This is a genomic window from Rathayibacter sp. AY1C1, assembly GCF_002932105.1.
In the GTDB taxonomy this organism is placed as follows: Bacteria; Actinomycetota; Actinomycetes; order Actinomycetales; family Microbacteriaceae; genus Rathayibacter.
Genome location: NZ_PSWH01000032.1, coordinates 1 through 21,597, shown reverse-complemented (window position 1 = coordinate 21,597; position 21,597 = coordinate 1). Strand labels below are relative to the sequence as shown.

Genomic DNA, 21,597 nt, shown 5'->3' with positions numbered 1-21,597 from the left:
GTCGTTCCCGGTGCACTGCCGGGAGCGCCTGGCACGATGGAGGGATGAGCGCCGCAGACTTCCGGATCGTCGGCCTCGACGTCGCACGCGGCCTGGCCGTCCTCGGCATGTTCGCCGCCCACCTCGCCCCCGTCGAGAGCGAGATGCTCTGGAACGGCCGTAGCTCCGTCCTCTTCGCCGTGCTGGCGGGAGTGTCGATCGGGCTGATGACGGGCGGCGCGCAGCGCTCCTCGCGGCCCTGGCACGACACGGGATCGATCCTGCTCCGCGGGCTGTACCTGCTCGTCATCGGCGTCGCCCTCACCCTGCTCGGGACGCCGATCGCGGTGATCCTGCCGCACTACGGGGTGATGTTCCTCGTCGCGGCGCTGCTGCTCTTCCTGCCGCGGGCGGTCCTCGCCCTGCTGGTCGCGGTCGCGGCGATCGCCGGGCCCCTCGCGGTCGACGCGCTGACGAGCGCCGGCGGCTCCTGGCTCTCGACCCTGTCGCCCGACGAGGCGCTCCTGGCCGCGCAGCCCCTCACCTGGCTCACCCAGTACTACCCGGTGCCGTCGTGGCTGGCGTACGTGGTGCTCGGCCTCCTGATCGCGCGCTGCGACGTCCGGTCCGCGACCACCCAGCGCTGGGTCGTCGTCGGCGGCGCCGTCTCGGCCGTGCTCGGCTACGGCGGCGGGCTGCTGCTCGGGGGTCCGGAGGCGGTGGAGGCGCACGCCAGCACCACCGCCGAGCTCCTCGGGGCGGGCGGGGTCGCCTGCGTGGTCCTCGGCGCGCTGACGGCTCTGCTGCAGCGGCTGCCGCTCCTGGCACGGGCGGCGACTCCGATCGCGGCCGTCGGTGCGATGCCGCTGACGATCTACTCGCTGCAGCTCGTGGCGCTGGCGGTGTACCTGGTCCCGTACGAGCCGTTCGACTTCGAGGCGTGGCGCAGCTGGACGCTGCTCGGCGTCTTCGTGGTCGGCTCGATCGTCGCCGCTCTCCTCTGGAGGCGGCTCGTGGGGCAAGGCCCGCTGGAGTGGCTGCTCGCGCGCGCGTCGCTGCGGCCTCGGGGTCCGCGCGCGGCGCTGGGTTAGGGTGGCCGGATGATCACGCGTCGCGAGGCCGCTCAGCGCCTCGACATCCCCCTCGAGATGGCGACGCGGCACGGCATCCCCACCCGTCTGTCGGAGGAGGAGCTCGCCGCCCTCGAGCAGGATCCGCCCGCCTGGCTCGTCCAGTCGCGCGCGAACCGCACCGGCAGGCGTCCCGTGTGGGTGACCCTCGACTGCGCCGTCTGCGGCCGCTCCGAGGCCGCCCGCCCGAAGAAGTGGTGGCCCGAGTTCACGTTCCTCGTCTGCGAGGACCACTCCCCCGCCTCCTGGCCGCACCACCCCGAGGGCCACCGCCGCGACGAGTACGACGGCATCGGCACCCGCTTCATCGGCGTGCTCGACACCCCCGCCTGACTCGCGCTCGCGAGCCCGCCGCCTCCGCCTGCACCACGGCCCCCGGACCAGCGCAGACCCGCGTTCCCCGACCACCCGGCAGGAGCTCGCCTCTCGGCCGGCACCCCAGGAACATCCCCGCAGGGCCTCGAACCCCTGACCGCCACTCGGTACACCTCGCGAGGAACCGGTCGCCCCTGACCGATCCCCCGACCTCACCGCGGCCACCCGTTCCCTGAACAGCCACCGGAGCTCGTTCCCCGACTTTGCACCCCGGGAACGGCCCGCAGGGGCTCGTTGCTCACTGCCTGCACCCAGGAACGGCCCCGCAGGGGCTCGTTCCCCCACATTCTCCCCTCAACAAGGAACGGCCCCCTCGACGGGAGCCGTTCCTGACGTTCCGCGGGTCTCCGCGCGGTCAGCTGCAAGGCGGAGAAGAGCGCGATACCGGAGGTATCGCAACCGCCGACAACGCCGCAGATGACCGTGCGGAGACCCGCGGAATCACTCCCACTCGATGGTGCCGGGGGGCTTGGACGTCACATCCAGCACCACCCGGTTCACGCCGCTCACCTCGTTCGTGATGCGGTTGGAGATTCTGGCGAGGAGGTCGTAGGGCAGGCGGGTCCAGTCGGCGGTCATCGCGTCTTCCGAGGAGACGGGGCGCAGGACGATGGGGTGGCCGTAGGTGCGGCCGTCGCCCTGGACTCCGACGGAGCGGACGTCGGCGAGGAGGACGACGGGGCACTGCCAGATCTCGGTGTCGAGGCCGGCGGCGGTGAGCTCGGCGCGGACGATGGCGTCGGCGTCCTGGAGGAGGTCGAGCCGCTCCTGGGTGACCTCGCCGACGATGCGGATGCCGAGGCCGGGTCCGGGGAAGGGCTGGCGGCCGACGATGACCTCGGGGAGGCCGAGCTCGCGGCCGATCGCGCGGACCTCGTCCTTGAAGAGGGTGCGGAGCGGCTCGACGAGGGCGAACTGCAGGTCCTCGGGGAGTCCGCCCACGTTGTGGTGGGACTTGATGTTGGCGGTGCCGGTGCCGCCGCCGGATTCGACGACGTCGGGGTAGAGCGTGCCCTGGACGAGGAAGTCGATCGTCTCGCCCTCGCCCTGCGCTTCGAGCACGAGCGCTTCGGCGGCGGCCTCGAAGGTGCGGATGAACTCGCGGCCGATGATCTTGCGCTTCTGCTCCGGGTCGCTGACGCCGGCGAGCGCGTCGAGGAACTGCTCGCGCGCGTCGACGGTGACCAGGCGGACGCCGGTCGCGGCGACGTAGTCCTCCTCGACCTGGCGGCGCTCGTCCTTGCGGAGGAGTCCGTGGTCGACGAAGACGCAGGTGAGCTGGTCGCCGATGGCACGGTGCACGATCGCAGCGGCGACGGCGGAGTCGACTCCGCCGGACAGGCCGCAGATGACGCGTCCGGTGCCGACCTGCTCGCGGATCACGGCGACCTGGTCGTCGATCACGTTGGAGGAGTTCCAGTCGGCCGGGATGCCCGCGGCGCGGTGGAGGAAGTTCTCGATGACGGCCTGGCCGTAGGCGGAGTGCTTGACCTCGGGGTGCCACTGCACGCCGTAGAGGCGGCGCTCGTCGTTGCCGAAGGCGGCGACCGGGGTGTTGCTCGTGGAGGCGAGGACCTCGAAGCCCTCGGGCGCCTGTGCGACCGAGTCGCCGTGGCTCATCCACACCGTCTGGTCGGCGGGCTGCTCGCCGAGGAGCACGCCACCGTCGGTCGAGAGGGCGGCGTCCGTCGCTCCGTACTCGCGCAGCCCGGTGTTGGCGACCTCGCCGCCGAGCGTCTTCGCCATCACCTGGAAGCCGTAGCAGATGCCCAGGACCGGGACCCCGAGGTCGAAGATCGCAGGGTCGAGCTGCGGGGCGCCCTCCTCGTACACGCTGGAGGGGCCGCCCGAGAGGATGATGCCGACGGGCGACTTCGCGGCGATCTCGGCGGCCGTGGCGTTGGAGGGCACGATCTCGGAGTAGACGTTCGCCTCGCGGACTCGGCGGGCGATCAGCTGCGCGTACTGCGCGCCGAAGTCGACGACGAGGACGGGCTGCGCGGCCAGGTGCGGCTGGGGAGCGGTGGGCTGCTCGCTAATGGGGGGCCTCCACGGAGTCGGTCGGGGTCTTCGGGTCGGTGCCGGCGGTCCGGCGCTCGAGGTACTGCTCGACCTCGCGGGCGATGCGGGTCTCGACGAAGAAGGAGAGGGTGGGCACCACGCCGCCGAGCGCGATGAGCACGAAGCGCGTGAACGGCCAGCGCATGAGGCTCCACAGGCGGAAGTCGGCGAAGAGGTAGACGACGTAGAACCAGCCGTGCGCGATCAGGATGCCGGTGGACAGGTTCGCGCCGGTGCCGCTCGACCTGAACTCGCCTCCGGGCACCTCGTACATCGGGGCGAAGTGCAGGACGCCCTGCTGGCCGAAGGCGAACAGCTCGAGGTGGAAGACGTACTTGAGGAGCATCTCCGCGCAGAGCAGGAGCAGCATCACGCCGGTGATGATCGAGGTCACCCGGTAGAAGCGCAGCGCGCTCCGGATCGCAGGGAACTGCGCGGGCTTGGGCTCGAGGGGCATGACGACCAGTTTACGGTGCGGGGGCGGGGGCCTCGGCGCGGTCGCCCAGGTCGGCGCGGGCGCGCTCCTCGGCGTCGAGCGCCTCCTCGGCCTCGCGCTCCCACGCGTCCTTGACGAGGCGGAACCAGAGGTAGAGGGCGAAGCCGGCGAAGACGACCCACTCGATCGCGTAGAAGACGTTGAGCCAGTTCAGCGAGACGTCGCTCACGCGCGCCGGGGAGTCGATCGCCCCGAGGCCGGCGACCGGCTCGTCGACGACGACGTAGCCCTGGTAGACGTCCTGCGGCGGATCCGGCCAGCGGTTGATCAGCGCGGGGACGGAGAGCGCGGTGAGGGTGGCGGGGTCCAGGCCCTCCGCCGGCACCTCCGCCGCCTCGTTGGCCACGAGGCGGCCGGTGAAGGAGGAGGGCGCCTGCTCGCTCCCGCTGTTGAGGGCGTCCGCGACGGACTGCGCCTGCGCCTCGTCCTGCGTCCAGCCGTAGGCGAGCACCAGGTCGGCGTCGGCGGTGCGGGTGCGGGCGATGACCCACCAGCCCGGCTGCTCGCCGTTCAGGCGGCCGCCGAGGATCTCGGCACCGCCCGGCACGAAGACGGACGAGCCCTCCACGCGCTGTCCGTCGGCGGTCGCCGTGATCGAGCGGGAGGGGGTCGCGACCTCGGCGAGCGGGAGCGTCGTCTCCGACACTCCAGAGTCGGGCGCGGCGGCTTCGACCGCGCGGCCGACCTGCCACTGCCCGAGCGCGGCGAAGAGCCCGGCGATCAGGAGTGCGAGCGCCAGCGCGGCGATCCAGCGCGGGCGCCGGGCCACCTGCCCGACCGTGCTCTGCGTCATTCGTCCCTCGTCCGCCCTCGATCCGTGCGGTGTCCCGCGGGCCGGATCGAGCCTAACCCGTGAGTGTGGGAGCTCCGTGGGATCAGTAGTCGGGCTCCCTCGGGCGGCGGGGCCGGGCGTCGTCGGCGCCGTCGGACTGCTGCATCGCCTGGTCGATGAGCGCCTGGCGCATCGGATCGGGGAACTCGTCGTCGAGCTCGTCCGGCTCCGCGGGGCGCCTCGGAGGAGCGGGGGCCTCCTCCGCGGAGACGGCGGGCGCGGCCATCGCCGCCTCCACGAGCGCGAAGTCCTCCTCGTCCATGGCCGTGGCCGCTGCGGGTGCCGGGCGGTGCCGCCGCCGCGAGAGGAACGCGCCGATGCTCTCGGAGCGCGAGGCGAGGATCGGCCCGACGATCGCCATGATCAGCACGTAGAGGCCGGCGAAGGGCTGGATCCGCTCGTCGAGCCCCGCCGAGAGCGAGAGCGTCGCCAGGATGAGCGCGAACTCGCCGCGGTTGTGCAGGATGAACGCCGCGTTCAGGCCCGCGCGCGGTCCGAGCTTGTTGAGCCACGCGACGAACTGCCCCGCGCCGAGGTTCAGGACGATGGTCATCACCGCGGCGATCAGCACCGGGACCACGACGCTCGGGAACGCGCCGGGATCCAGCCCGAGACCGAAGTTGACGAAGAAGAAGGCTCCGAACACGTCGCGCAGCGGGATCGCGATGTGCTCGACCCTCGACCGGAACCGCGTCGCTCCGATGACCAGTCCGATCAGGAACGCGCCGATGGCGTCCGTCACTCCGAGGACCTCGCCGATGCCGCCGAACAGGATCGCGAGACCGAAGAACAGGATCGTGAACAGCTCGTCGTCGCGGGTGCGGAAGAAGCGGGAGACGACCTTCCCGCCCCAGCGGGCGATCGCGAACATCACCACGAGGAACGCGAACGCGATGACGAGCTTGAGCACCACCGGCCACGGCTCCGTCTCGCCCGAGAGCACGACGGACACGATCGCCAGGTAGACCGCGATGAAGATGTCCTCGACGACCGTGACGCCCAGGATCATCGGCGTCTCGGGGTTCGCCAGGCGCTTGAGCTCGATCAGCAGCTTGGTGACGATCGCGCTCGAGCTCGTCGCCGTGATGCCGGCGATGATCAGCGCCTCGCGGCTCCCCCAGCCCAGCGCGAAGCCGAAGCCCAGGCCGACGGCCATGTTGACCGCGATGTAGGAGCCGCCGGAGAGGATCAGGCGGCCGGCGTTCCCGAAGAACTCGTCCTGGTCGAACTCCAGGCCGAGGTTGAACAGCAGGAGTATCAGCCCGAAGACCGCGGTCAGCTCGATGTAGCTCGACTCGAAGTCGAGCGGGAAGAGGTGGAAGTTCGGGCTCGCGAGGAGCCCGACGACCATGTAGATCGGGATGGCCGGGAGCCCGATCGTCCTCCCCAGCCGGCCGAGGACGTAGGCGACGACGAACAGGACGCCGAGGACGATGAGGTCTTCGCCGTGGTGCATCCTCAGGCTCCGGGCGGGGCGTCGACCGTCTTGGCGAAGCTGCCGGTGCGGAAGAACGCGAACGCCTTGGCGACCTTCTCGGGGCTGCCGGCGACCACGAGGGTGTCGCCGGGGAAGACGCGGAAGTCGGGGGCCGGCGCCGGATTGGCGGCGTCGCCCCGGACCACGGCGACGACGGTCAGCCCGACGATCCCGCGGTCGGCGGGCTTGCCGAGCTGCTGTCCGGCGATGTGGTCGTCGTAGTCGACGGTGAACCAGTCGATCGAGAGGCCCGGGATCTGATCGAGCGCGGTCAGCGACTCCGTGATCTGCGTGCCGCCGAGGAGCTCGGCGAGGGTGTGCGCCTCGTCGTCGCTCAGGCGGAGGGACACCTTGGCGCCGTCCTGGTCGCCCTCGGCGAACGTGATCAGGTCGCTGTGGCCGGAGCGGTGGGCGATGACCCCGACCTTGCCGCCGTCGGCCGTCAGGAACGTGTGCAGAACGCCGACACCGGGCAGTTTGACCCTGCGGACCTCGACCATGCGTGCTCCCTCCGCGCCGTGCGGCGCTCCCACTCGGGACTTCCAGCTTAGGCGCGTGCGGAGCCCTCCTGCCGAGGGAACCCCGACCCGTCGAGGGATCCCGCGGTTCCCGGCCGGCTCGGCGGTCCTGCGTTCCCTCGCTGCCCACAGGTGGTGGGGGGAGTCTCCACAGAGGGAGCAGCGCGGGAAGCGGGCGGAGGGCGGGAGGGGAAGGTGGGCGGATGCGTGCAGTGGGGATCTGCAGAGACGAGGCGTGCGACCGGTCGGAGGAATCCGCGCGGCTGCGCCGCGGGATGCACGCGCGGACCGGAGAGTGGGCGGACGCCTCCGTAGACGAGCGGCAGCGGGAGCGGATCGACGCCATGGCGCGACCTGAACCGCGCCCTTCTTCCCCCGCGTGTCGGCGGCGGCGGTCCGGGGACTCCCCCTGGTCGAGCCGCTCGCGGAGACCGTGCATGTCGAGGGGCGACGGACCTGGGCAGCCGGACGTGGTACGGCGTCGCGGAGCGCGCGTCCGCCCCCACCCGCAATTATCGACGGACTCGCCGTCTCGGATCTGGCGCAGGCCGTCGTCGACCTGGACCGACACGGCGTCCTCCGGGACCGCTCGCCCGAGCACGTGCTTCTCGACGAGAAGCGCCGGGAGGACCGGATCCGCGCGTGGGTCCGCAGCGTCGTCCGCCGGGCTGGCGCGAGGCCTACGACGCCAGCCCCCTGATCGTCCAGCCGGCCCGGGCCGGCGTCCGCCGCGCCGAGGGACCTTCCGGCCGTCGAGGGCGCCCGCTGTTCCTGGCGGCCTCGACGGTCCGGGAATCCCTCGGTCGGTGAGCGTCAGCTCGGCTGGTACGGCGCGACGACGACCTCGACCCGCTGGAACTCCTTGAGGTCGGAGTAGCCGGTCGTCGCCATCGAGCGGCGCAGGGCGCCGATGAGGTTCGCCGTGCCGTCGGCGCCGGTGGCCGGGCCGTAGAGGACCTGCTCGAGGGTGCCGACGGTGCCGACCTCGACGCGGCGGCCGCGCGGCAGCTGCGGGTGGTGCGCCTCCGCCCCCCAGTGCCAGCCGCCGCCCGGAGCGTCGGTCGCGCGCGCCAGCGCCGAGCCGAGCATCACGGCGTCCGCGCCCACCGCGACGGCCTTCACGATGTCGCCGGAGGTGCCGAGGCCGCCGTCCGCGATGACGTGCACGTAGCGTCCGCCCGACTCGTCGAGGTAGTCGCGGCGAGCGCCGGCGACATCGGCGACCGCGGTCGCCATCGGAGCCTGGATGCCGAGCGTCGTGCGAGTGGTGGAGGCGGCACCGCCGCCGAACCCGACGAGGACGCCCGCGGCGCCCGTGCGCATGAGGTGCAGGGCCGCGGTGTAGGTGGAGGCGCCGCCGACGATGACGGGCACGTCGAGCTCGTAGATGAACTTCTTGAGGTTCAGCGGCTCGGTGTCGCGCGAGACGTGCTCGGCCGAGACGGTCGTGCCGCGGATGACGAACACGTCGACCCCGGCGTCGACGACGGTCTGGTACAGCTCCGCGGTCCGCTGGGGCGACAGGGCCCCGGCGACGGTCACGCCCGCGGCGCGGATCTCGGCCAGGCGCGCGGTCACCAGCTCGGGGCGGATCGGAGCGGAGTAGATCTCCTGCATCCGCTGCGTCGCGGTCTCGGCCGGAAGCCGGCGGATCTCCTCGAGCAGCGGCTCCGGGTCCTCGTACCGCGTCCACAGACCCTCGAGGTCGAGGACGCCCAGCGCCCCCAGATGCCCGAGCCGGATCGCCGTCGCCGGCGACACCACCGAGTCCATCGGCGCGGCGAGGATCGGCGTCGCGAACTGGTACGCGTCGATCGACCACTTCACCGACACGACCTCGGGGTCGCGCGTCCGGCGGCTCGGGACGACGGCGATGTCGTCGAAGGCGTACGCGCGGCGGGCGCGCTTGGCGCGCCCGATCTCGATCTCCATGACGCAGAGTTTACTGCGGCTCGCTCCTCGCTCCGCTCGCCGCTCGCCCGCGGTCGGCCCGAGCGGGCGGTCGCGTTCCGCAGAGCGTCCCGCGTCCGCGCTACGACGATCCGCTCGCACGCGGACCGCCGGTCACCGCTGAGCGGTATCAGCCGTGGCTCGCTCCTCGCTCCGCTCGCCGCCCGCCCGCGGTCGGCCCGAGCGGGCGGTCGCGTTCCCAAGAGCGTTTCGCGTCCGCGCTACGCCGATCCGCTCGCACGCGGACCGCCGGTTACCGCTGAGCTGTATCAGCCGCGGCTCGCTCCTCGCTCCGCTCGCCGCCCGCCCGCGGTCGGCCCGAGCTAACGGTCGCGTTCCACAGAGCGGCCTACGTCCGCGCTACGCCGATCCGCTGGAAAGCGGATAGCCGGTCATCTCTCCCACCTTGCACGGGACGCCCTGATCGCTTGCCCGCGATCGGCCCGGGCGAGTGGCCACTTTCCGCAGAGGCGTACGCCCGCGCGTCGACGATCCGGCGGAACGATCGCCGGTCACCGCTCCTACCGGGCTCCGCACCAGGCCGCGATCGACGCGAGCGGGCGCACACCACCAGCAGGTGGAGCCAGCGCGGCCGCCACCACGATTCGCTGCAACGCGGGAAGCCCGTCCCCACTCCGTCGCGCTCGCGCGCGGCACACGACCACTCCCCCGTCGGCACAGGCGGAAGCCTCCCCCCGCAGTCGCGGCGGCGCCCCGCGCCGCTCGCGCTGCGTCCCCCGCCCCTCAGCCGAGAATCGGTGCTCGTCTCCCGGAGGGAGGCGGCGGATCGGGATCGCGGCCCCTCCGGCGTGGTGGGCGTATGGGCCGCAGGCCCATCGGGCAGAGGGGCCTGCGATCCCGATCCGCCGCCGGCCCCCACCAGACCCCTCAGCGCCGGTAGTTCGGCGCCTCCACCACCATCTGCACATCGTGCGGGTGCGACTCCTTCAGCCCGGCCGCCGTGATGCGCACGAACTTCCCGCGCTCCTTCAGCTCGGGGATGGTGCGCGCTCCGACGTAGAACATCGACTGGCGGAGCCCGCCGGCGAGCTGGTACGCCACGTTCGCGAGCGGGCCGCGGTACGGCACCTGGCCCTCGATGCCCTCGGCGATCAGCTTGTCGTCGGTGGGCACGTCGGACTGGAAGTAGCGGTCCTTCGAGTAGGAGGTCCGCTCGCCGCGGGTCTGCAGGGCGCCGAGGGAGCCCATCCCGCGGTAGGTCTTGAACTGCTTGCCGTTCTGGAACACGAGGTCGCCGGGGCTCTCCTCGCAGCCCGCGAGGAGCGAGCCGAGCATCACGGTGTCGGCGCCGGCGACGAGCGCCTTGGCGATGTCGCCGGAGTACTGGAGGCCGCCGTCGGCGATCACCGGCACGCCGGACTCGCGCGCGGCGAGGGACGCCTCGTAGACCGCGGTGACCTGCGGGACTCCGACGCCGGCGACGACGCGGGTGGTGCAGATCGAGCCGGGGCCGACGCCGACCTTGATGGCGTCGGCGCCCGCGTCGACGAGGGCCTGCGCCCCGGAGCGGGTCGCGACGTTGCCGCCGATGACGTCGACGCCGGCGAAGGCGGAGTCGGACTTCAGGCGGCGGATGATGTCGAGCACGCCGGCGGAGTCGCCGTTGGCGGTGTCGACGACGATCACGTCGACGCCCGCGTCGAGCAGGGCGGTGGCGCGCTGCCAGGCGTCGCCGAAGAAGCCGATCGCGGCGCCGACCCGCAGGCGGCCCTCGTCGTCCTTCGTGGCGTTGGGGTACTGCTCCGACTTGTCGAAGTCCTTGACCGTTATGAGGCCGGCGAGCTTGCCCTGCGCGTCGACCAGCGGCAGCTTCTCGATCTTGTGCTGCGCGAAGAGGGCGATGACCTCGCTGTCGGGGATCCCGACGCGGCCCGTGATCAGGCCGGTGCTGGTCATCACGTCGCGGACGAGCGTGGTCGCCTTCTCGAACGGCGAGACGAAGCGCATGTCGCGGTTGGTGATGATGCCCACGAGCACGCCGGTGGAGTCGACGACGGGGAGGCCGCTGATCCGGTACTGGCCGCAGAGGTCGTCGACCTGGGCGACGGTGGCGTCCGGGGTGGTGGTGACGGGGTTCGAGACCATGCCCGACTCGCTCCGCTTTACCCGGTCGACCTGGTCGGCCTGGTCGGCGATGGAGAGGTTGCGGTGCAGGACGCCGAGGCCGCCCTGGCGGGCCATCGCGATCGCCATGCGCGCCTCGGTGACGGTGTCCATCGCCGCGGAGAGCAGCGGGGTCGCCACGCTGATGCGCTTGGTGAGACGGGAGGCCGTGTCGGCCTCGCTCGGGATGACGTCGGTGTGCCCTGGGAGGAGCATGACGTCGTCGTAGGTGAGTCCGAGGAATCCGAAGGGATCCGGCTGGTCCATCAATGCCCCTTAGCAGGTCGAGTGCGGGAGCCCGGAGAGGACGGGAGGAGTCCGCTCACGAGCGCCACGGTTGTTCGATCTTAAGCGCCGGGAGGCTCGCGGTATTCCTCGACGGCGCGGCCGCCGGGCCGCGGATGGGCGCTGGAGCGCTCTCCTCTCCCTCATAATGTCGTCACGCGTAAGTGCGGACGGTGAAACACCGCCGACACATGCGGAACGTATGGTCAACCAACGTTGTTTGACGACGGCGATTCGGGCGTGCCCGGAGACCCCATCCGTCTGTGCACCCTGACGAGAGGTAGACGTCTTGCTCACAGCCAGCCGTTCGATGCGCCGCCAGCGCTCGACGACCCTGCATCCGACGGACCGGGAGGCGCCCCGTGGATAGGAGACGCCCGAGGCTCCGAGACCGGCTCCTGGCCCTGGGTCTGCTCGCCGCGACCCTCACCGGGATCGCCGCGGCGGCCCCCGCCGCACTCGCCGCCACCACCGCCGACCAGTCGATCATCGCCTGGGTCCGCGTGCAGGGGACGAACGAGAACCTGACGGGGGTGACCGTCGAGATCGGCGGCGACGCCTCCGCGACCGTGACCACCGGCGAGGACGGCCGGGCCACGTTCCCCCTCGACGCCGCGGGCACCTACACGGTGACCGTCGACGAGGAGTCCCTGCCCGCCGACAAGGGCTACCCCGCCGCGGGTCAGAACCCGAAGCAGGTGAAGATCGTCGCCTCGCAGAACCAGATCGTGAACTTCATCGTCTCGACGGCCAACCCGAAGGGCTCCGGAGCGACCGTCCCGGTCCCGACGGACTCCGCGGCTCCGACGAGCCCCGCGACCGAGGGCACGACCGGCAACGACGCGACGAACCCCGACGGCACGTCCAATGCGGTGAACCAGCCGGTGTCGGCCGACACGTTCTGGATCATCTTCTGGCCGAAGGTCGTCACCGGCCTGATCTTCGGGCTCCTGATCGCCCTCGCGGCGATCGGCGCCTCGCTGATCTACGGCGTGACCGGCCTGAACAACTTCGCCCACGGCGAGCTGGTCACCTTCGGCGCGCTGATGGCGTACCTCTTCTCCGGGGTCTTCGGACTCCCGGCGCTGCTGGCCATCCCGATCGCGGTGATCCTCGGCGGGGCCTTCGGCTTCGTCCAGGACGGACTGCTCTGGAAGCCGCTGCGGAAGAAGGGCATCCAGCTCATCCCGCTGATGATCGTGACGATCGGCCTCTCGCTGGCCCTGCGCTACGTGTTCGTCTTCTTCTTCGGAGCCGACCGCCTCTCGCTCCCCAACAGCACCGCTCCGTTCTTCACGGTGCCAGAGCTCGGGATCAGCCTGAAGTTCACCGACATCGTCGGCGCCGTCGTCGGCGTCGTCTGCATCGTCGCCGTGGCCTACGTCCTCACGAAGACGAAGATCGGCAAGGCGATGCGGGCGGTCTCGGACAACCGGGCCCTCGCCTCCGCCTCGGGCATCAACGTCGAGCGCGTCATCCGCGTCGTCTGGGTGATGTCGGGCGCTCTCGCCGCGCTGGCGGGCGTCTACATCGGCTACTACCAGTCGCTGCGCTGGGACACGGGAGCGTCGATCCTGCTGCTGATCTTCGCGGCGATCACGCTCGGCGGACTCGGCTCCGCCTACGGCGCGCTGGTCGGCTCGCTCATCATCGGACTGATGATGAACATCTCGACGATCTGGATCCCGGAGAACCTCAAGTACGTGGCTCCGCTCGTTCTCATGATCATCATCCTCCTGGTCAGGCCGCAGGGAATCCTGGGCCGCAAGGAACGGATCGGCTAGGACACCATGAACCTCAACTTCATCTGGCTGGCGATCGGGCAGATCGTCGATCCCACTGTCGCCGCGTACGCGCTGGCGACCATCGGCCTGGTCATCCACTTCGGATTCACGGGGCTGCTCAACTTCGGACAGGCCGGCTTCATGGCAGTGGGCGGCTACGCCTTCGCCATCACCTCGGTCAAGTTCGAATGGCCCGTCTGGGGCTCCTTCCTCGCGACGATCGTCGCGGCGACCGTCTTCGCGCTCATCCTGGGCATCCCGACGCTCCGGCTGCGGGCCGACTACCTCTCGATCGTGACGATCGCGGCGGCGGAGATCATCCGGCTCTCGGTCAAGACCCCCGAGTTCTCGGCGATCACCGGCGGCTCGGAGGGCATCAACGGCGCGGCGAAGGCGTTCAACGACCTCAACCCGCTCCCCGAGGGCCGCTGGGGCATCGGCGTCCTCACCTACAGCCAGGACCAGTGGTGGGTGCGGATCGTCGGCTGGGGCCTCGTGCTCCTGGCCTGCCTCCTGGTGTTCCTCCTGATGCGCAGCCCCTGGGGCCGCGTCATCAAGGGCATCCGCGAGGACGAGGACGCCGTGCGCTCGCTCGGCAAGAACGTCTTCTCGTACAAGATCCAGGCGCTCATCCTGGGCGGCGTGCTCGGAGGCCTCGCAGGAGCGCTGTTCATCCTCCCCCGCTCGCTCCAGCCCGACAACTACGGCACCCAGCTCACGTTCTTCCTCTACACGATCATGCTGCTGGGCGGCGCCGCGACGGTCTTCGGACCCGTCGTCGGCTCGATCATCTTCTGGGTCGTCCTCGGTCTGACCGACGGACTGCTCACGCTCGGGATCGACACCGGGGTCCTCAACAACGACCTCATCCGCCTCACCACCGTGCAGACCGGACCCATCCGGTTCATCGTGGTGGGGGTAGCCCTCATGCTCCTGGTGATCTTCAGACCCCAGGGGATCTTCGGCAAGAAGAAGGATCTGCACTTTGCCTAAGACGCCGGTCTCGGACATCACCGAGGAAGCAATCGTCCCCGGGGTCAGGAAGAAGGACCCCATCGTCGTCGCCGACAACGTCAGCCGCCGCTTCGGCGGCCTGACCGCGGTCGACGTCGAGCACCTCGAGATCCCCCGCGGATCCATCACCGCCCTGATCGGCCCGAACGGGGCCGGCAAGACCACGTTCTTCAACCTGCTGACGGGCTTCGACAAGCCCAACACCGGCAAGTGGAACTTCAAGGGCAAGAACCTCGCCAACGTCCCGGCCTACCGGGTGTCGCGGATGGGCATGGTGCGCACGTTCCAGCTCACCAAGGCGCTCGGCGGCATGACGGTGCTCGAGAACATGCTGCTCGGCGCGAAGGGGCAGAAGGGCGAGAACATCTTCACCTCGCTCATCCGCCCGCTGTGGTCGAAGGAGGAGGACTCGATCGAGCAGCGCGCGATCCGCCTGCTCGAGAAGTTCAAGCTGGACACCAAGCGGGACGACTACGCGTCGAGCCTGTCGGGCGGCCAGAAGAAGCTGCTCGAGATGGCGCGGGCGCTGATGTCGGAGCCCGAGCTCGTCATGCTCGACGAGCCGATGGCCGGCGTGAACCCGGCGCTGACGCAGTCGCTCCTGGGTCACATCGTGAACCTGAAGGACGAGGGCATGACCGTGCTCTTCGTCGAGCACGACATGCACATGGTCAACACGATCGCCGACTGGGTGATCGTGATGGCCGAGGGCAAGGTCGTCGCCGAGGGCCCGCCCTCGACCGTGATGAACGACCCGGCCGTCATCGACGCGTACCTCGGCGCGCACCACGACACCGACCTGGGCACGATCGAGGGCCAGCTCGAGATCGCCGAGGAGATGGACTCCGACCTCGTCCGCGAGGACGTGGAGCGGCAGGCGGAGCAGGCCGGCATCCCGACGCCCGGCCACGACGCTCCGGCGGCCGGAACGGCGTCCCCGTCGGCCTCCGCGCCGACGAGCGTCGCCCCGACGACCGACGCCCCGGCCGTCGAATTCGAGAAGGACGAGAGATGACCGCCGACACGACGACTCCGAACACCCTCGAGACGCACGATCTGCACGCGGGCTACGTGCCGGGGGTCAACATCCTCAACGGCTCGAACGTCTACGTGAAGCGCGGCGAGCTCGTCGGGATCATCGGCCCGAACGGTGCAGGCAAGTCGACGCTGCTGAAGGCGATGTTCGGCCTGGTCAACATCCGCCAGGGCACCGTCCTGCTGAACGGCGAGGACATCACCGGCCTCAAGGCCGACAAGCTGGTGTCCAAGGGCGTGGGCTTCGTGCCGCAGAACAACAACGTCTTCCCGTCGCTCACCATCGAGGAGAACCTCGAGATGGGCATGTACCAGAAGCCGAAGCTGTACAAGGAGCGGCTCGAGTTCGTCACCGAGCTCTTCCCGGAGCTCAGCAAGCGGCTCAAGCAGCGCTCGGGGTCGCTCTCGGGCGGTGAGCGCCAGATGGTGGCGATGTCGCGGGCTCTGATGATGGACCCGTCGATGCTGCTGCTCGACGAGCCCAGCGCCGGCCTGTCCCCGATGCGGCAGGACGAGACCTTCGTCAACGTGCAGCGGATCAACCGCGCGGGCGTCTCGATCATGATCGTCGAGCAGAACGCGCGGCGGGCGCTGCAGATCTGCGACCGCGGCTACGTCCTCGACCAGGGCCGCGACGCCTACGAGGGCGCGGGCCGGGAGCTGATGAACGATCCGAAGGTCATCGAGCTCTACCTGGGCACGCTCGCGACGACCAACGAGGTCACCACGAGCACCCCGACCGTCGGCGGCTGACCCCCGCTGCGAAGGGCCCGTCGTCTCCGGACGGCGGGCCCTTCGTCGTTGCCGGGGCGCGGAGCGGGCGCGAGCGGGCCGAGGGGCCGGTGCGGCTCCGGGGCGGAGGCGGGGCCGCTTGCGCAGGGCGCCGGGCGGCTCGGAGACCACTCCGAGCAGGGCGGGAAGGCAGGCGGCTCGGTGCCCGGAGACGCGCCGGCAAGGGGTGCCGCAGAAGGGAGGCGGGGGGCCGCTCTCCCGGCGCGGACAGGCCTTCACCGGTCTCTCCGCGATGCCCGCCGAACCCCCGGGAAGTCGGCGGAACGGCGGGCCGGACCCTCGGTCTCCTGTCCGCGGGACGAGGGCAGGACAGCGAGAGTCTCTCCGCACCAGCGACACCCACGAGGGGGACAGGATATCGCCCTGCCTGCCGTAGTTTTGGGGACACGGGACAGCCCTGCAGGGGGACGTCCCGCTCCCCTCTCCCCCGGTAGGGACCGCGATCGGCCGCCGATCTCCTCCCCTCCCCGCAGCGCCTCGAGCGCCGCGTCGTCCGCCTCGAAGGAGCCGACCATGAAGAGATACACCCCCGCCCCTGTGGAACTCGGAGCCGGCTTCGGCACCGGTGCGATCGGCGACTACGAGCGCTGGCGCGTCGTCGGCGTCTACGCCCAGGTCGTCATCGCCGAGACCACCGGCGGCAAGCGCCGCAACTACAGCCGTTCCTTCGTCACGTACCGCCTGGCGCAGGAGGCGGAGCTGCTCCGCGCCTCCTAGGCCCTCCGCACTCCACGAGCGCGCGTCCTCCCACTGGAGGGCGCGCGCTTCTGCGTTCCCGCTCGACGTCGTCGCTCCCGCCCGCGGTTCGGCAGGGCGCCCCCTCGAGGCCGGGAGAGGCGCTCGGAGGCGCGTACAGGCCGTCAGAGCCGCTCCTCCTCCCGGGTGGCTCCTCGACGCCACGCCGGGCCCTGGACGCCGCGGAGCCGTCCGCCCGCACCCGACAGCGGCCACCCTCCCGGACGACCGCCGCGCCTCGCTGCGTCCGCACGACCGGCGCGTCTCCTGCTCTCCGCTCCGGGAACGGCGGAGGGGCCCGGTCCGAAGACCGAGCCCCTCAGGGATGCGGCAGGAGCCGCGTCACCGCGTCGTCAGTTCAGCGAACCCTCGACGGTCTCCTCGAAGGAGGTGGTGTTGCCCGTGCCGTACTTGTAGATCGAGACCGAGGCCTCGCTGGTGTCGCCGTTCTCGTCGAACGAGATCGGGCCGGAGAGGCCGTCGTAGTCGACGTCCTCGCCGTCGGCGATGAGCTTCGCGCAGTCGGCGAAGGTCGTGCACTTGGTGCCGCCCTCAGAGACCGACATGAGGTTGTCGCGGATGGTCGCACCGTCCGTCGCCTTGCCCTGGAGCGCGGCGAGAGCGGTCAGGACCGTGGCGTCGTACGACTCCGGCGCGTAGCTGAACACGGTCAGCGCGTCGTTGCCCTGCGACTCGACGAGCGACTGCAGCTTGCCCTGGAAGTCCTCGGACGCCTGGACGCCCGGGTTGGTGAACTGGGCGCCGGCGATGTCGACGTTGGTGTCGGACTCGCCGATGACGCCGTAGTTGCCGTCCGTGCCGTAGAGCTTCGAGAAGTCGAAGCCCTTGGCCGAGAGCTGCTCCGCGATGGTCTTGATCTCGTCGAACGAGATGACGACCAGCGCGTCGGGGTTCGGGGCGAGGACCGAGGTCAGCGCCGAGTTGAAGTCGGTCGAGGCCGGCTCGAAGATCTCCTCGGCCGCGACGGATGCTCCGCCCGCCTCGAGGGTCTCCTTGATGTTCTTCTCGAGGCCGGTGCCGTACGCGTCGTTCATGTACAGGATCGAGACGTTGGTCTTGCCGTCGCCGAGGATCTTGTTGCCGAGGATTCGGCCCTGGAGCACGTCCGAGGGAGCGGTGCGCCAGTAGTAGCCGTCGTCGTCGTAGGTCGTGAAGTCCGGCGAGGTGTTGGCCGGCGAGATCTGGACGACGCCCGCCTGGGTCACCTGGTCGATGAAGGTCTTCGAGACGCCCGAGGACGCCGCGCCGATGATGGCGGAGACGTTGTCGGCGATGAGGGACGTGGCCGACTGCGTCGCGATGTCGGTCGTGGTGTCGCCCGAGTCCTTCTGCTCCACGTCGATCGTGATGCCGGCCTTGGCGTCGTTGATGTCGACGACCGCCTGGTCGACGCCCGCGATCTCGGGCGGGCCGAGGACGGCGAGGGTGCCGGTCTGCGGGAGGATCGTGCCGATCTTGAGGGACAGGTCGCCCGAGCCGCTGTCGCCGCTCGATCCGCTGTCGCCGCCGCCGGCGCAGCCGGCGAGGACGAGAGCGCTGGCGCCCAGAATGGCGACGCCGCCGAGGGTTGCCCGGAGGGACCGCGCGCGGGCCGAGCCGGCCTTCGCGTAAACGCCCATGTTGCTCCTTGAGAGGTGTGTGTCAGTGGGAGCGGCGCCGGTGGCAACCGCTCGGCCAACCTAACCTTCGAAGCAGCCGTGAACAATACAGGGGTGTTACCAATACGTTTCGCGACCGGATCGTTACCATTCCGCTGTCGCGCCGCGCCAGGACGACGCGTTCCGCAGATCAGACGGAGGATCGGCGCCGTCTGCGCTCCGCGGCGACGAGGTCGCCTGAGAAGATCGCCAGGGCGGCCCACACCAGCGCGAAGCCGATCCAGCGCTCGAGCGGCATCTCCTCGTGCAGGACGAAGGCCCCGACGAGGAACTGCAGGAACGGCGTCAGGTACTGCACGAAGCCGACGATCGACAGCGGGAGGCGCCGGGCGGCGCCCGCGAACAGGAGCAGCGGGACGGCCGTGACGATCCCGGCCGAGGCGAGGATGAGGGCGTGCCCCGTCCCCTCCGTCGTCAGGGTCAGCCCCACCGTGGAGCCGACGACCGCCAGCTGCACCACGGCGAGCGGCGTCAGCCAGAGCGTCTCGAGCGTCAGCCCGCCGACCGCGTCCACCGTGCCGCCGACGCGGCTCTTCACCAGGCCGTAGAGGCCGAACGAGAAGGCGAGGGCGAGCGAGATCCACGGGAAGGATCCGTAGCCCACCGCGATGACCAGCACCGCGACCGCGCTGACGCCCATCGCGGCCCACTGCAGTGGCCGGAGGCGCTCGCGCAGCACCAGGACGCCCAGCAGCACCGTGACCAGCGGGTTCATGAAGTAGCCCAGGGCCGCCTCGATGACGTGGCCCGTGGTCGTGGCGATCACGTAGACCTGCCAGTTGACGTAGATGAGCACGCCCGCGATCGCCATCACTCCGAGCAGGCGGGGGCGGCGCAGCAGCGCGCCGAAGGAGCGCCAGCCACGGAGGACCGTGAGCAGGATCACGCAGAAGACGAGCGAGAAGAGCACTCGGAACGCGACGATCTCGAACGGCGAGGCCGGCGCCATCGCGATGAAGTAGAGGGGCATCGCACCCCAGAGCAGGTAGGCCGAGAACGCGAACAGCAGCCCCGTGCCGGACATCCCGCCCGGGCGTCCCGCCGCTCCGAGCGCCTCCACTCCTTCGCCGACGGGCACGTCCGAAGGGGACGGCGAGACGGACTCGGCAGGGGTGCGGGAGCTGGTCACTCCCCCGATGCTACGCAGGCGCGGGGTGGGAGGACGGCCCCGCAGCGGGCGGATCAGGCCACTGGTCGCGAGGAGGACCGGGAACGACGGAAGGGCCCGCCGACCGAGGTCGACGGGCCCTTCCGAGGGATGCTGCCTAGCGGACGACGACCGCGAGGACGTCGCGAGCGGAGAGGACCAGCAGGTCCTCGCCACCGAACTTGACCTCGGTTCCGCCGTACTTGGAGTAGATCACCTTGTCGCCGACGGCGACGTCGAGCGGCACGCGGTTGCCGTTGTCGTCGATGCGACCGGGTCCGACGGCGACGACCTCGCCCTCCTGCGGCTTCTCCTTGGCGGTATCGGGGATGACGAGACCGGAAGCGGTCACCTGCTCCGCCTCGACCTGCTTGATGACGATGCGATCTTCGAGCGGCTTGATGGACACCGACACGGTTGACCTCTTTCTTGACGACGATGTGGGCGGAACGCGGCTCTGGCACACACGCTCCGAGAGTGCTAGATCCATCGTAGGGGCTCCGCTGGCACTCGTGCAATCAGAGTGCCAAGCGGGGCGGCGGACCCGCGGGGAGGCCGTGGCCTACCATGGCCGGATGCGACGCGACGAGCTGGTCGAGCTCCTCTCCCCCGAGGGCCTCCGGCTCCTCGACTCCCTCGACGGCTACCGGTCCGACGACCTGGTGCGGGCCGTGGCACGCCTCCGGGCCGCCGGCCACTCCCCCGTCCTCGTCGCCGCGGTGCTCACCCAGGCGAGGCTCCGGCAGAAGGCGGAGGCGAAGTTCGGCGAGTTCGCCCGCTCGATGCTCTTCACGGACGCGGGACTCGAGCAGGCGACGCGGCTGCGCGTCGCCGCCCTGCACGCCGGCCGGTTCGCCGCGGCGGGAGCGGCGCGCGTCGCCGACCTCGGCAGCGGGATCGGCGGCGACGCCCTCGCGATGGCCGCGATCGACCTGGCGGTCACCGCCGTCGAGGCCGACGAGGTCACCGCGACCCTGGCCAGCTTCAACCTCGCCCCGTTCCCCGCGGCGAGCGCCGTGCACTCGACGGCCGAGGCCTTCGACCTCGACGGCTTCGACGCCGTCTACCTGGACCCGGCACGCCGCACGGCGGGCCACCGCGAGACCCGCCGGCTCGACGATCCGGACGACTACTCCCCCTCGCTCGACTTCGCGTTCGGCCTGGCCGAGCATCGTCCCGTGGGCGTGAAGGTGGGTCCCGGCTTCGACCGCGAGCGCCTGCCGCGGGACGCCGAGGCGCAGTGGGTCTCGGTCGACGGGGAGCTGGTCGAGACCGGGCTCTGGTTCGGTTCTCTGGCGCGCGCGGGCGTGCGCCGCTCCGCTCTGCTGCTCGGCGCGACCGGCTCCTCCGAGCTCACCGCGGCGGGCGACAGCGAGGACGAGGAGGTCGGCCCCCTCGGCGCGTTCGTGCACGAGCCGGACGGCTCCGCGATCCGCGCGCGCCTCCTGGGCGAGCTCGCGCGCTCCAGCGGCTCGCGGATGCTCTCGCCCGGCATCGCCTATCTGACGGGCGACGATGCGGCCGCCTCGCCCTTCCTCCGCAGCTTCCGGGTCCTCGCCGAGCTGCCGCTGGACGAGCGCACGCTGGCGAAGGAGCTGCGCACCCGCGGCATCGGCGTGCTCGAGATCAAGAAGCGCGGGGTGGACGTCGACCCCGCCCGCTTCCGCAAGCGGCTGGGCCTCTCCGGCACCGGCAGCGCGGTGCTGATCCTGACGCGGATCGCCGGGCGCCACCGCGCGCTGCTCGCGGAGCGCGTCGAGCGGCCCGCGCCGGCTCAGTAGCCGGAGGTGCCGGCGGCGAGGGCCACCACGACGAAGACGAGGAAGACCGCCAGGTAGATCAGCGAGACGGCGATGCCGGCGAACCCGGTGATGATCGCGGTCAGCGCGAATCCGCGTGCGGCCGGCTCGCGCCGGCGTCCGAGGAAGCCGAGCACGACGGCCGGAGCCGACAGCAGGAAGCCGAAACCGGCGGCGAAGAGCGTGATGACCAGGCCGACGATGCCGAGGATCATCCCGACGAGGCTCAGCGTGCGGGGGACGACGGGCGCCGGAGCGGCCGCGTAGGCGGCGGGGTGGCCGGGCGCGGAGGAGTAGGCGGGCGCCGAGGGGTACGCGGGCGGCGGCGGCGGCGACCCGTAGGCCGGCGGTGCGGAGTCGGTGAGCGGCACCGACGGCCTACGGG

The 21,597-nt window shown here is 71.1% G+C and carries 18 protein-coding genes and 1 pseudogene; 8 read left to right on the top strand and 11 right to left on the bottom strand.

The annotated features are described in order from the left end of the window. Positions 1-44 precede the first annotated feature (44 nt). Both C5C71_RS13925 and C5C71_RS13920 read left to right on the top strand, forming a co-directional pair. The gene (locus C5C71_RS13925) at positions 45-1,070 is read left to right on the top strand and encodes a DUF418 domain-containing protein (RefSeq protein ID WP_104337895.1); all 1,026 of its coding nucleotides are present in this window, start codon (positions 45-47) and stop codon (positions 1,068-1,070) included. Positions 1,071-1,079: 9 nt separating this feature from the next. Next, positions 1,080-1,442 (top strand): DUF5997 family protein, encoded by a 363-nt coding sequence (locus tag C5C71_RS13920; protein ID WP_104224739.1) that lies wholly within the window; start codon positions 1,080-1,082, stop codon positions 1,440-1,442. 483 nt (positions 1,443-1,925) lie between these two features. Here C5C71_RS13920 and guaA read toward each other — a convergent pair whose 3' ends face one another. The 7 genes from guaA to guaB form a co-directional block, all read right to left on the bottom strand. After that, positions 1,926-3,491, bottom strand: coding sequence for a glutamine-hydrolyzing GMP synthase (gene guaA, locus C5C71_RS13915; protein ID WP_104337894.1), 1,566 nt, complete (start codon positions 3,489-3,491; stop codon positions 1,926-1,928). Between the two features lie 28 nt (positions 3,492-3,519). Next, positions 3,520-4,002 carry a DUF3817 domain-containing protein gene (locus C5C71_RS13910; RefSeq protein ID WP_104256110.1) on the bottom strand — a complete coding sequence of 161 codons (483 nt, stop codon included), beginning with the start codon at positions 4,000-4,002 and terminating at the stop codon, positions 3,520-3,522. A 10-nt stretch (positions 4,003-4,012) separates the two neighbouring features. Beyond that, positions 4,013-4,834, bottom strand: a complete 822-nt coding sequence (locus C5C71_RS13905; RefSeq protein ID WP_104337893.1) for an SURF1 family cytochrome oxidase biogenesis protein — start codon at positions 4,832-4,834, stop codon at positions 4,013-4,015. A gap of 82 nt (positions 4,835-4,916) precedes the next feature. Continuing rightward, positions 4,917-6,329: a cation:proton antiporter gene (locus C5C71_RS13900; RefSeq protein WP_104234167.1), complete on the bottom strand. Its 1,413-nt coding sequence runs from the start codon at positions 6,327-6,329 to the stop codon at positions 4,917-4,919. Between the two features lie 2 nt (positions 6,330-6,331). Then, positions 6,332-6,850, bottom strand: a complete 519-nt coding sequence (locus C5C71_RS13895; RefSeq protein ID WP_068256939.1) for a cation:proton antiporter regulatory subunit — start codon at positions 6,848-6,850, stop codon at positions 6,332-6,334. An 831-nt stretch (positions 6,851-7,681) separates the two neighbouring features. Continuing rightward, entirely contained in the window at positions 7,682-8,800 is a 1,119-nt protein-coding gene (locus C5C71_RS13890) for a GuaB3 family IMP dehydrogenase-related protein (RefSeq protein WP_104224734.1), read from the bottom strand. 906 nt (positions 8,801-9,706) lie between these two features. Beyond that, complete coding sequence (guaB, locus tag C5C71_RS13885) at positions 9,707-11,209, bottom strand: IMP dehydrogenase (RefSeq protein WP_104224733.1); 1,503 nt, start codon at positions 11,207-11,209, stop codon at positions 9,707-9,709. A gap of 380 nt (positions 11,210-11,589) precedes the next feature. On the opposite strand from guaB, the gene C5C71_RS13880 reads away from it, so the two are divergent. The 5 genes from C5C71_RS13880 (at position 11,590) to C5C71_RS13860 (ending at position 16,569) form a co-directional block, all read left to right on the top strand. Continuing rightward, entirely contained in the window at positions 11,590-13,011 is a 1,422-nt protein-coding gene (locus C5C71_RS13880) for a branched-chain amino acid ABC transporter permease (protein ID WP_104224732.1), read from the top strand. A gap of 6 nt (positions 13,012-13,017) precedes the next feature. After that, the gene (locus tag C5C71_RS13875) at positions 13,018-14,004 is read left to right on the top strand and encodes a branched-chain amino acid ABC transporter permease (RefSeq protein WP_104224731.1); all 987 of its coding nucleotides are present in this window, start codon (positions 13,018-13,020) and stop codon (positions 14,002-14,004) included. Beyond that, a complete protein-coding gene (locus C5C71_RS13870) occupies positions 13,997-15,040 on the top strand; it encodes an ABC transporter ATP-binding protein (RefSeq protein ID WP_104251056.1) in 1,044 nt (347 codons plus the stop codon). Before C5C71_RS13875 ends, C5C71_RS13870 begins: the two co-directional genes overlap by 8 nt. Then, a complete protein-coding gene (locus C5C71_RS13865) occupies positions 15,037-15,813 on the top strand; it encodes an ABC transporter ATP-binding protein (protein ID WP_104224729.1) in 777 nt (258 codons plus the stop codon). The genes C5C71_RS13870 and C5C71_RS13865 overlap by 4 nt, the downstream gene beginning before the upstream one ends. Before the next feature lie 552 nt (positions 15,814-16,365). After that, the gene (locus C5C71_RS13860) at positions 16,366-16,569 is read left to right on the top strand and encodes a hypothetical protein (RefSeq protein WP_146076626.1); all 204 of its coding nucleotides are present in this window, start codon (positions 16,366-16,368) and stop codon (positions 16,567-16,569) included. Between the two features lie 371 nt (positions 16,570-16,940). On the opposite strand, the gene C5C71_RS13855 is transcribed toward C5C71_RS13860, so the two are convergent. From C5C71_RS13855 to groES, 3 genes are all read right to left on the bottom strand, one after another. Further along, positions 16,941-18,227: an ABC transporter substrate-binding protein gene (locus C5C71_RS13855; protein WP_104234163.1), complete on the bottom strand. Its 1,287-nt coding sequence runs from the start codon at positions 18,225-18,227 to the stop codon at positions 16,941-16,943. Between the two features lie 169 nt (positions 18,228-18,396). Then, a complete protein-coding gene (gene rarD / locus C5C71_RS13850) occupies positions 18,397-19,290 on the bottom strand; it encodes an EamA family transporter RarD (protein ID WP_104224726.1) in 894 nt (297 codons plus the stop codon). 241 nt (positions 19,291-19,531) lie between these two features. Next, on the bottom strand, positions 19,532-19,828 hold the full coding sequence (gene groES / locus C5C71_RS13845) for a co-chaperone GroES (protein ID WP_097167691.1): 297 nt from the start codon (positions 19,826-19,828) through the stop codon (positions 19,532-19,534). Between the two features lie 160 nt (positions 19,829-19,988). Here groES and C5C71_RS13840 point away from each other — a divergent pair, with 160 nt between their 5' ends. Beyond that, positions 19,989-21,194 carry an SAM-dependent methyltransferase gene (locus C5C71_RS13840; RefSeq protein ID WP_104337892.1) on the top strand — a complete coding sequence of 402 codons (1,206 nt, stop codon included), beginning with the start codon at positions 19,989-19,991 and terminating at the stop codon, positions 21,192-21,194. Here the strand turns inward: C5C71_RS13840 and C5C71_RS13835 are convergent. After that, positions 21,188-21,597: pseudogene (locus tag C5C71_RS13835) on the bottom strand (hypothetical protein); the annotation flags it as partial. The gene C5C71_RS13840 and the pseudogene C5C71_RS13835 sit on opposite strands and share 7 nt — an antisense overlap.

Bases quoted from the DNA above. Each gene is read 5' to 3' on its own strand.
- C5C71_RS13895 (WP_068256939.1), bottom strand. From the start codon at position 6,850: ATGGTCGAGGTCCGCAGGGTCAAACTGCCCGGTGTCGGCGTTCTGCAC.
- rarD (WP_104224726.1), bottom strand. From the start codon at position 19,290: ATGTCCGGCACGGGGCTGCTGTTCGCGTTCTCGGCCTACCTGCTCTGG.
- C5C71_RS13890 (WP_104224734.1), bottom strand. From the start codon at position 8,800: ATGGAGATCGAGATCGGGCGCGCCAAGCGCGCCCGCCGCGCGTACGCC.
- C5C71_RS13840 (WP_104337892.1), top strand. From the start codon at position 19,989: ATGCGACGCGACGAGCTGGTCGAGCTCCTCTCCCCCGAGGGCCTCCGG.
- C5C71_RS13865 (WP_104224729.1), top strand. From the start codon at position 15,037: ATGACCGCCGACACGACGACTCCGAACACCCTCGAGACGCACGATCTG.
- C5C71_RS13925 (WP_104337895.1), top strand. From the start codon at position 45: ATGAGCGCCGCAGACTTCCGGATCGTCGGCCTCGACGTCGCACGCGGC.
- C5C71_RS13905 (WP_104337893.1), bottom strand. From the start codon at position 4,834: ATGACGCAGAGCACGGTCGGGCAGGTGGCCCGGCGCCCGCGCTGGATC.
- C5C71_RS13860 (WP_146076626.1), top strand. From the start codon at position 16,366: ATGAAGAGATACACCCCCGCCCCTGTGGAACTCGGAGCCGGCTTCGGC.
- C5C71_RS13875 (WP_104224731.1), top strand. From the start codon at position 13,018: ATGAACCTCAACTTCATCTGGCTGGCGATCGGGCAGATCGTCGATCCC.
- C5C71_RS13855 (WP_104234163.1), bottom strand. From the start codon at position 18,227: ATGGGCGTTTACGCGAAGGCCGGCTCGGCCCGCGCGCGGTCCCTCCGG.
- C5C71_RS13920 (WP_104224739.1), top strand. From the start codon at position 1,080: ATGATCACGCGTCGCGAGGCCGCTCAGCGCCTCGACATCCCCCTCGAG.
- C5C71_RS13900 (WP_104234167.1), bottom strand. From the start codon at position 6,329: ATGCACCACGGCGAAGACCTCATCGTCCTCGGCGTCCTGTTCGTCGTC.
- C5C71_RS13910 (WP_104256110.1), bottom strand. From the start codon at position 4,002: ATGCCCCTCGAGCCCAAGCCCGCGCAGTTCCCTGCGATCCGGAGCGCG.
- guaB (WP_104224733.1), bottom strand. From the start codon at position 11,209: ATGGACCAGCCGGATCCCTTCGGATTCCTCGGACTCACCTACGACGAC.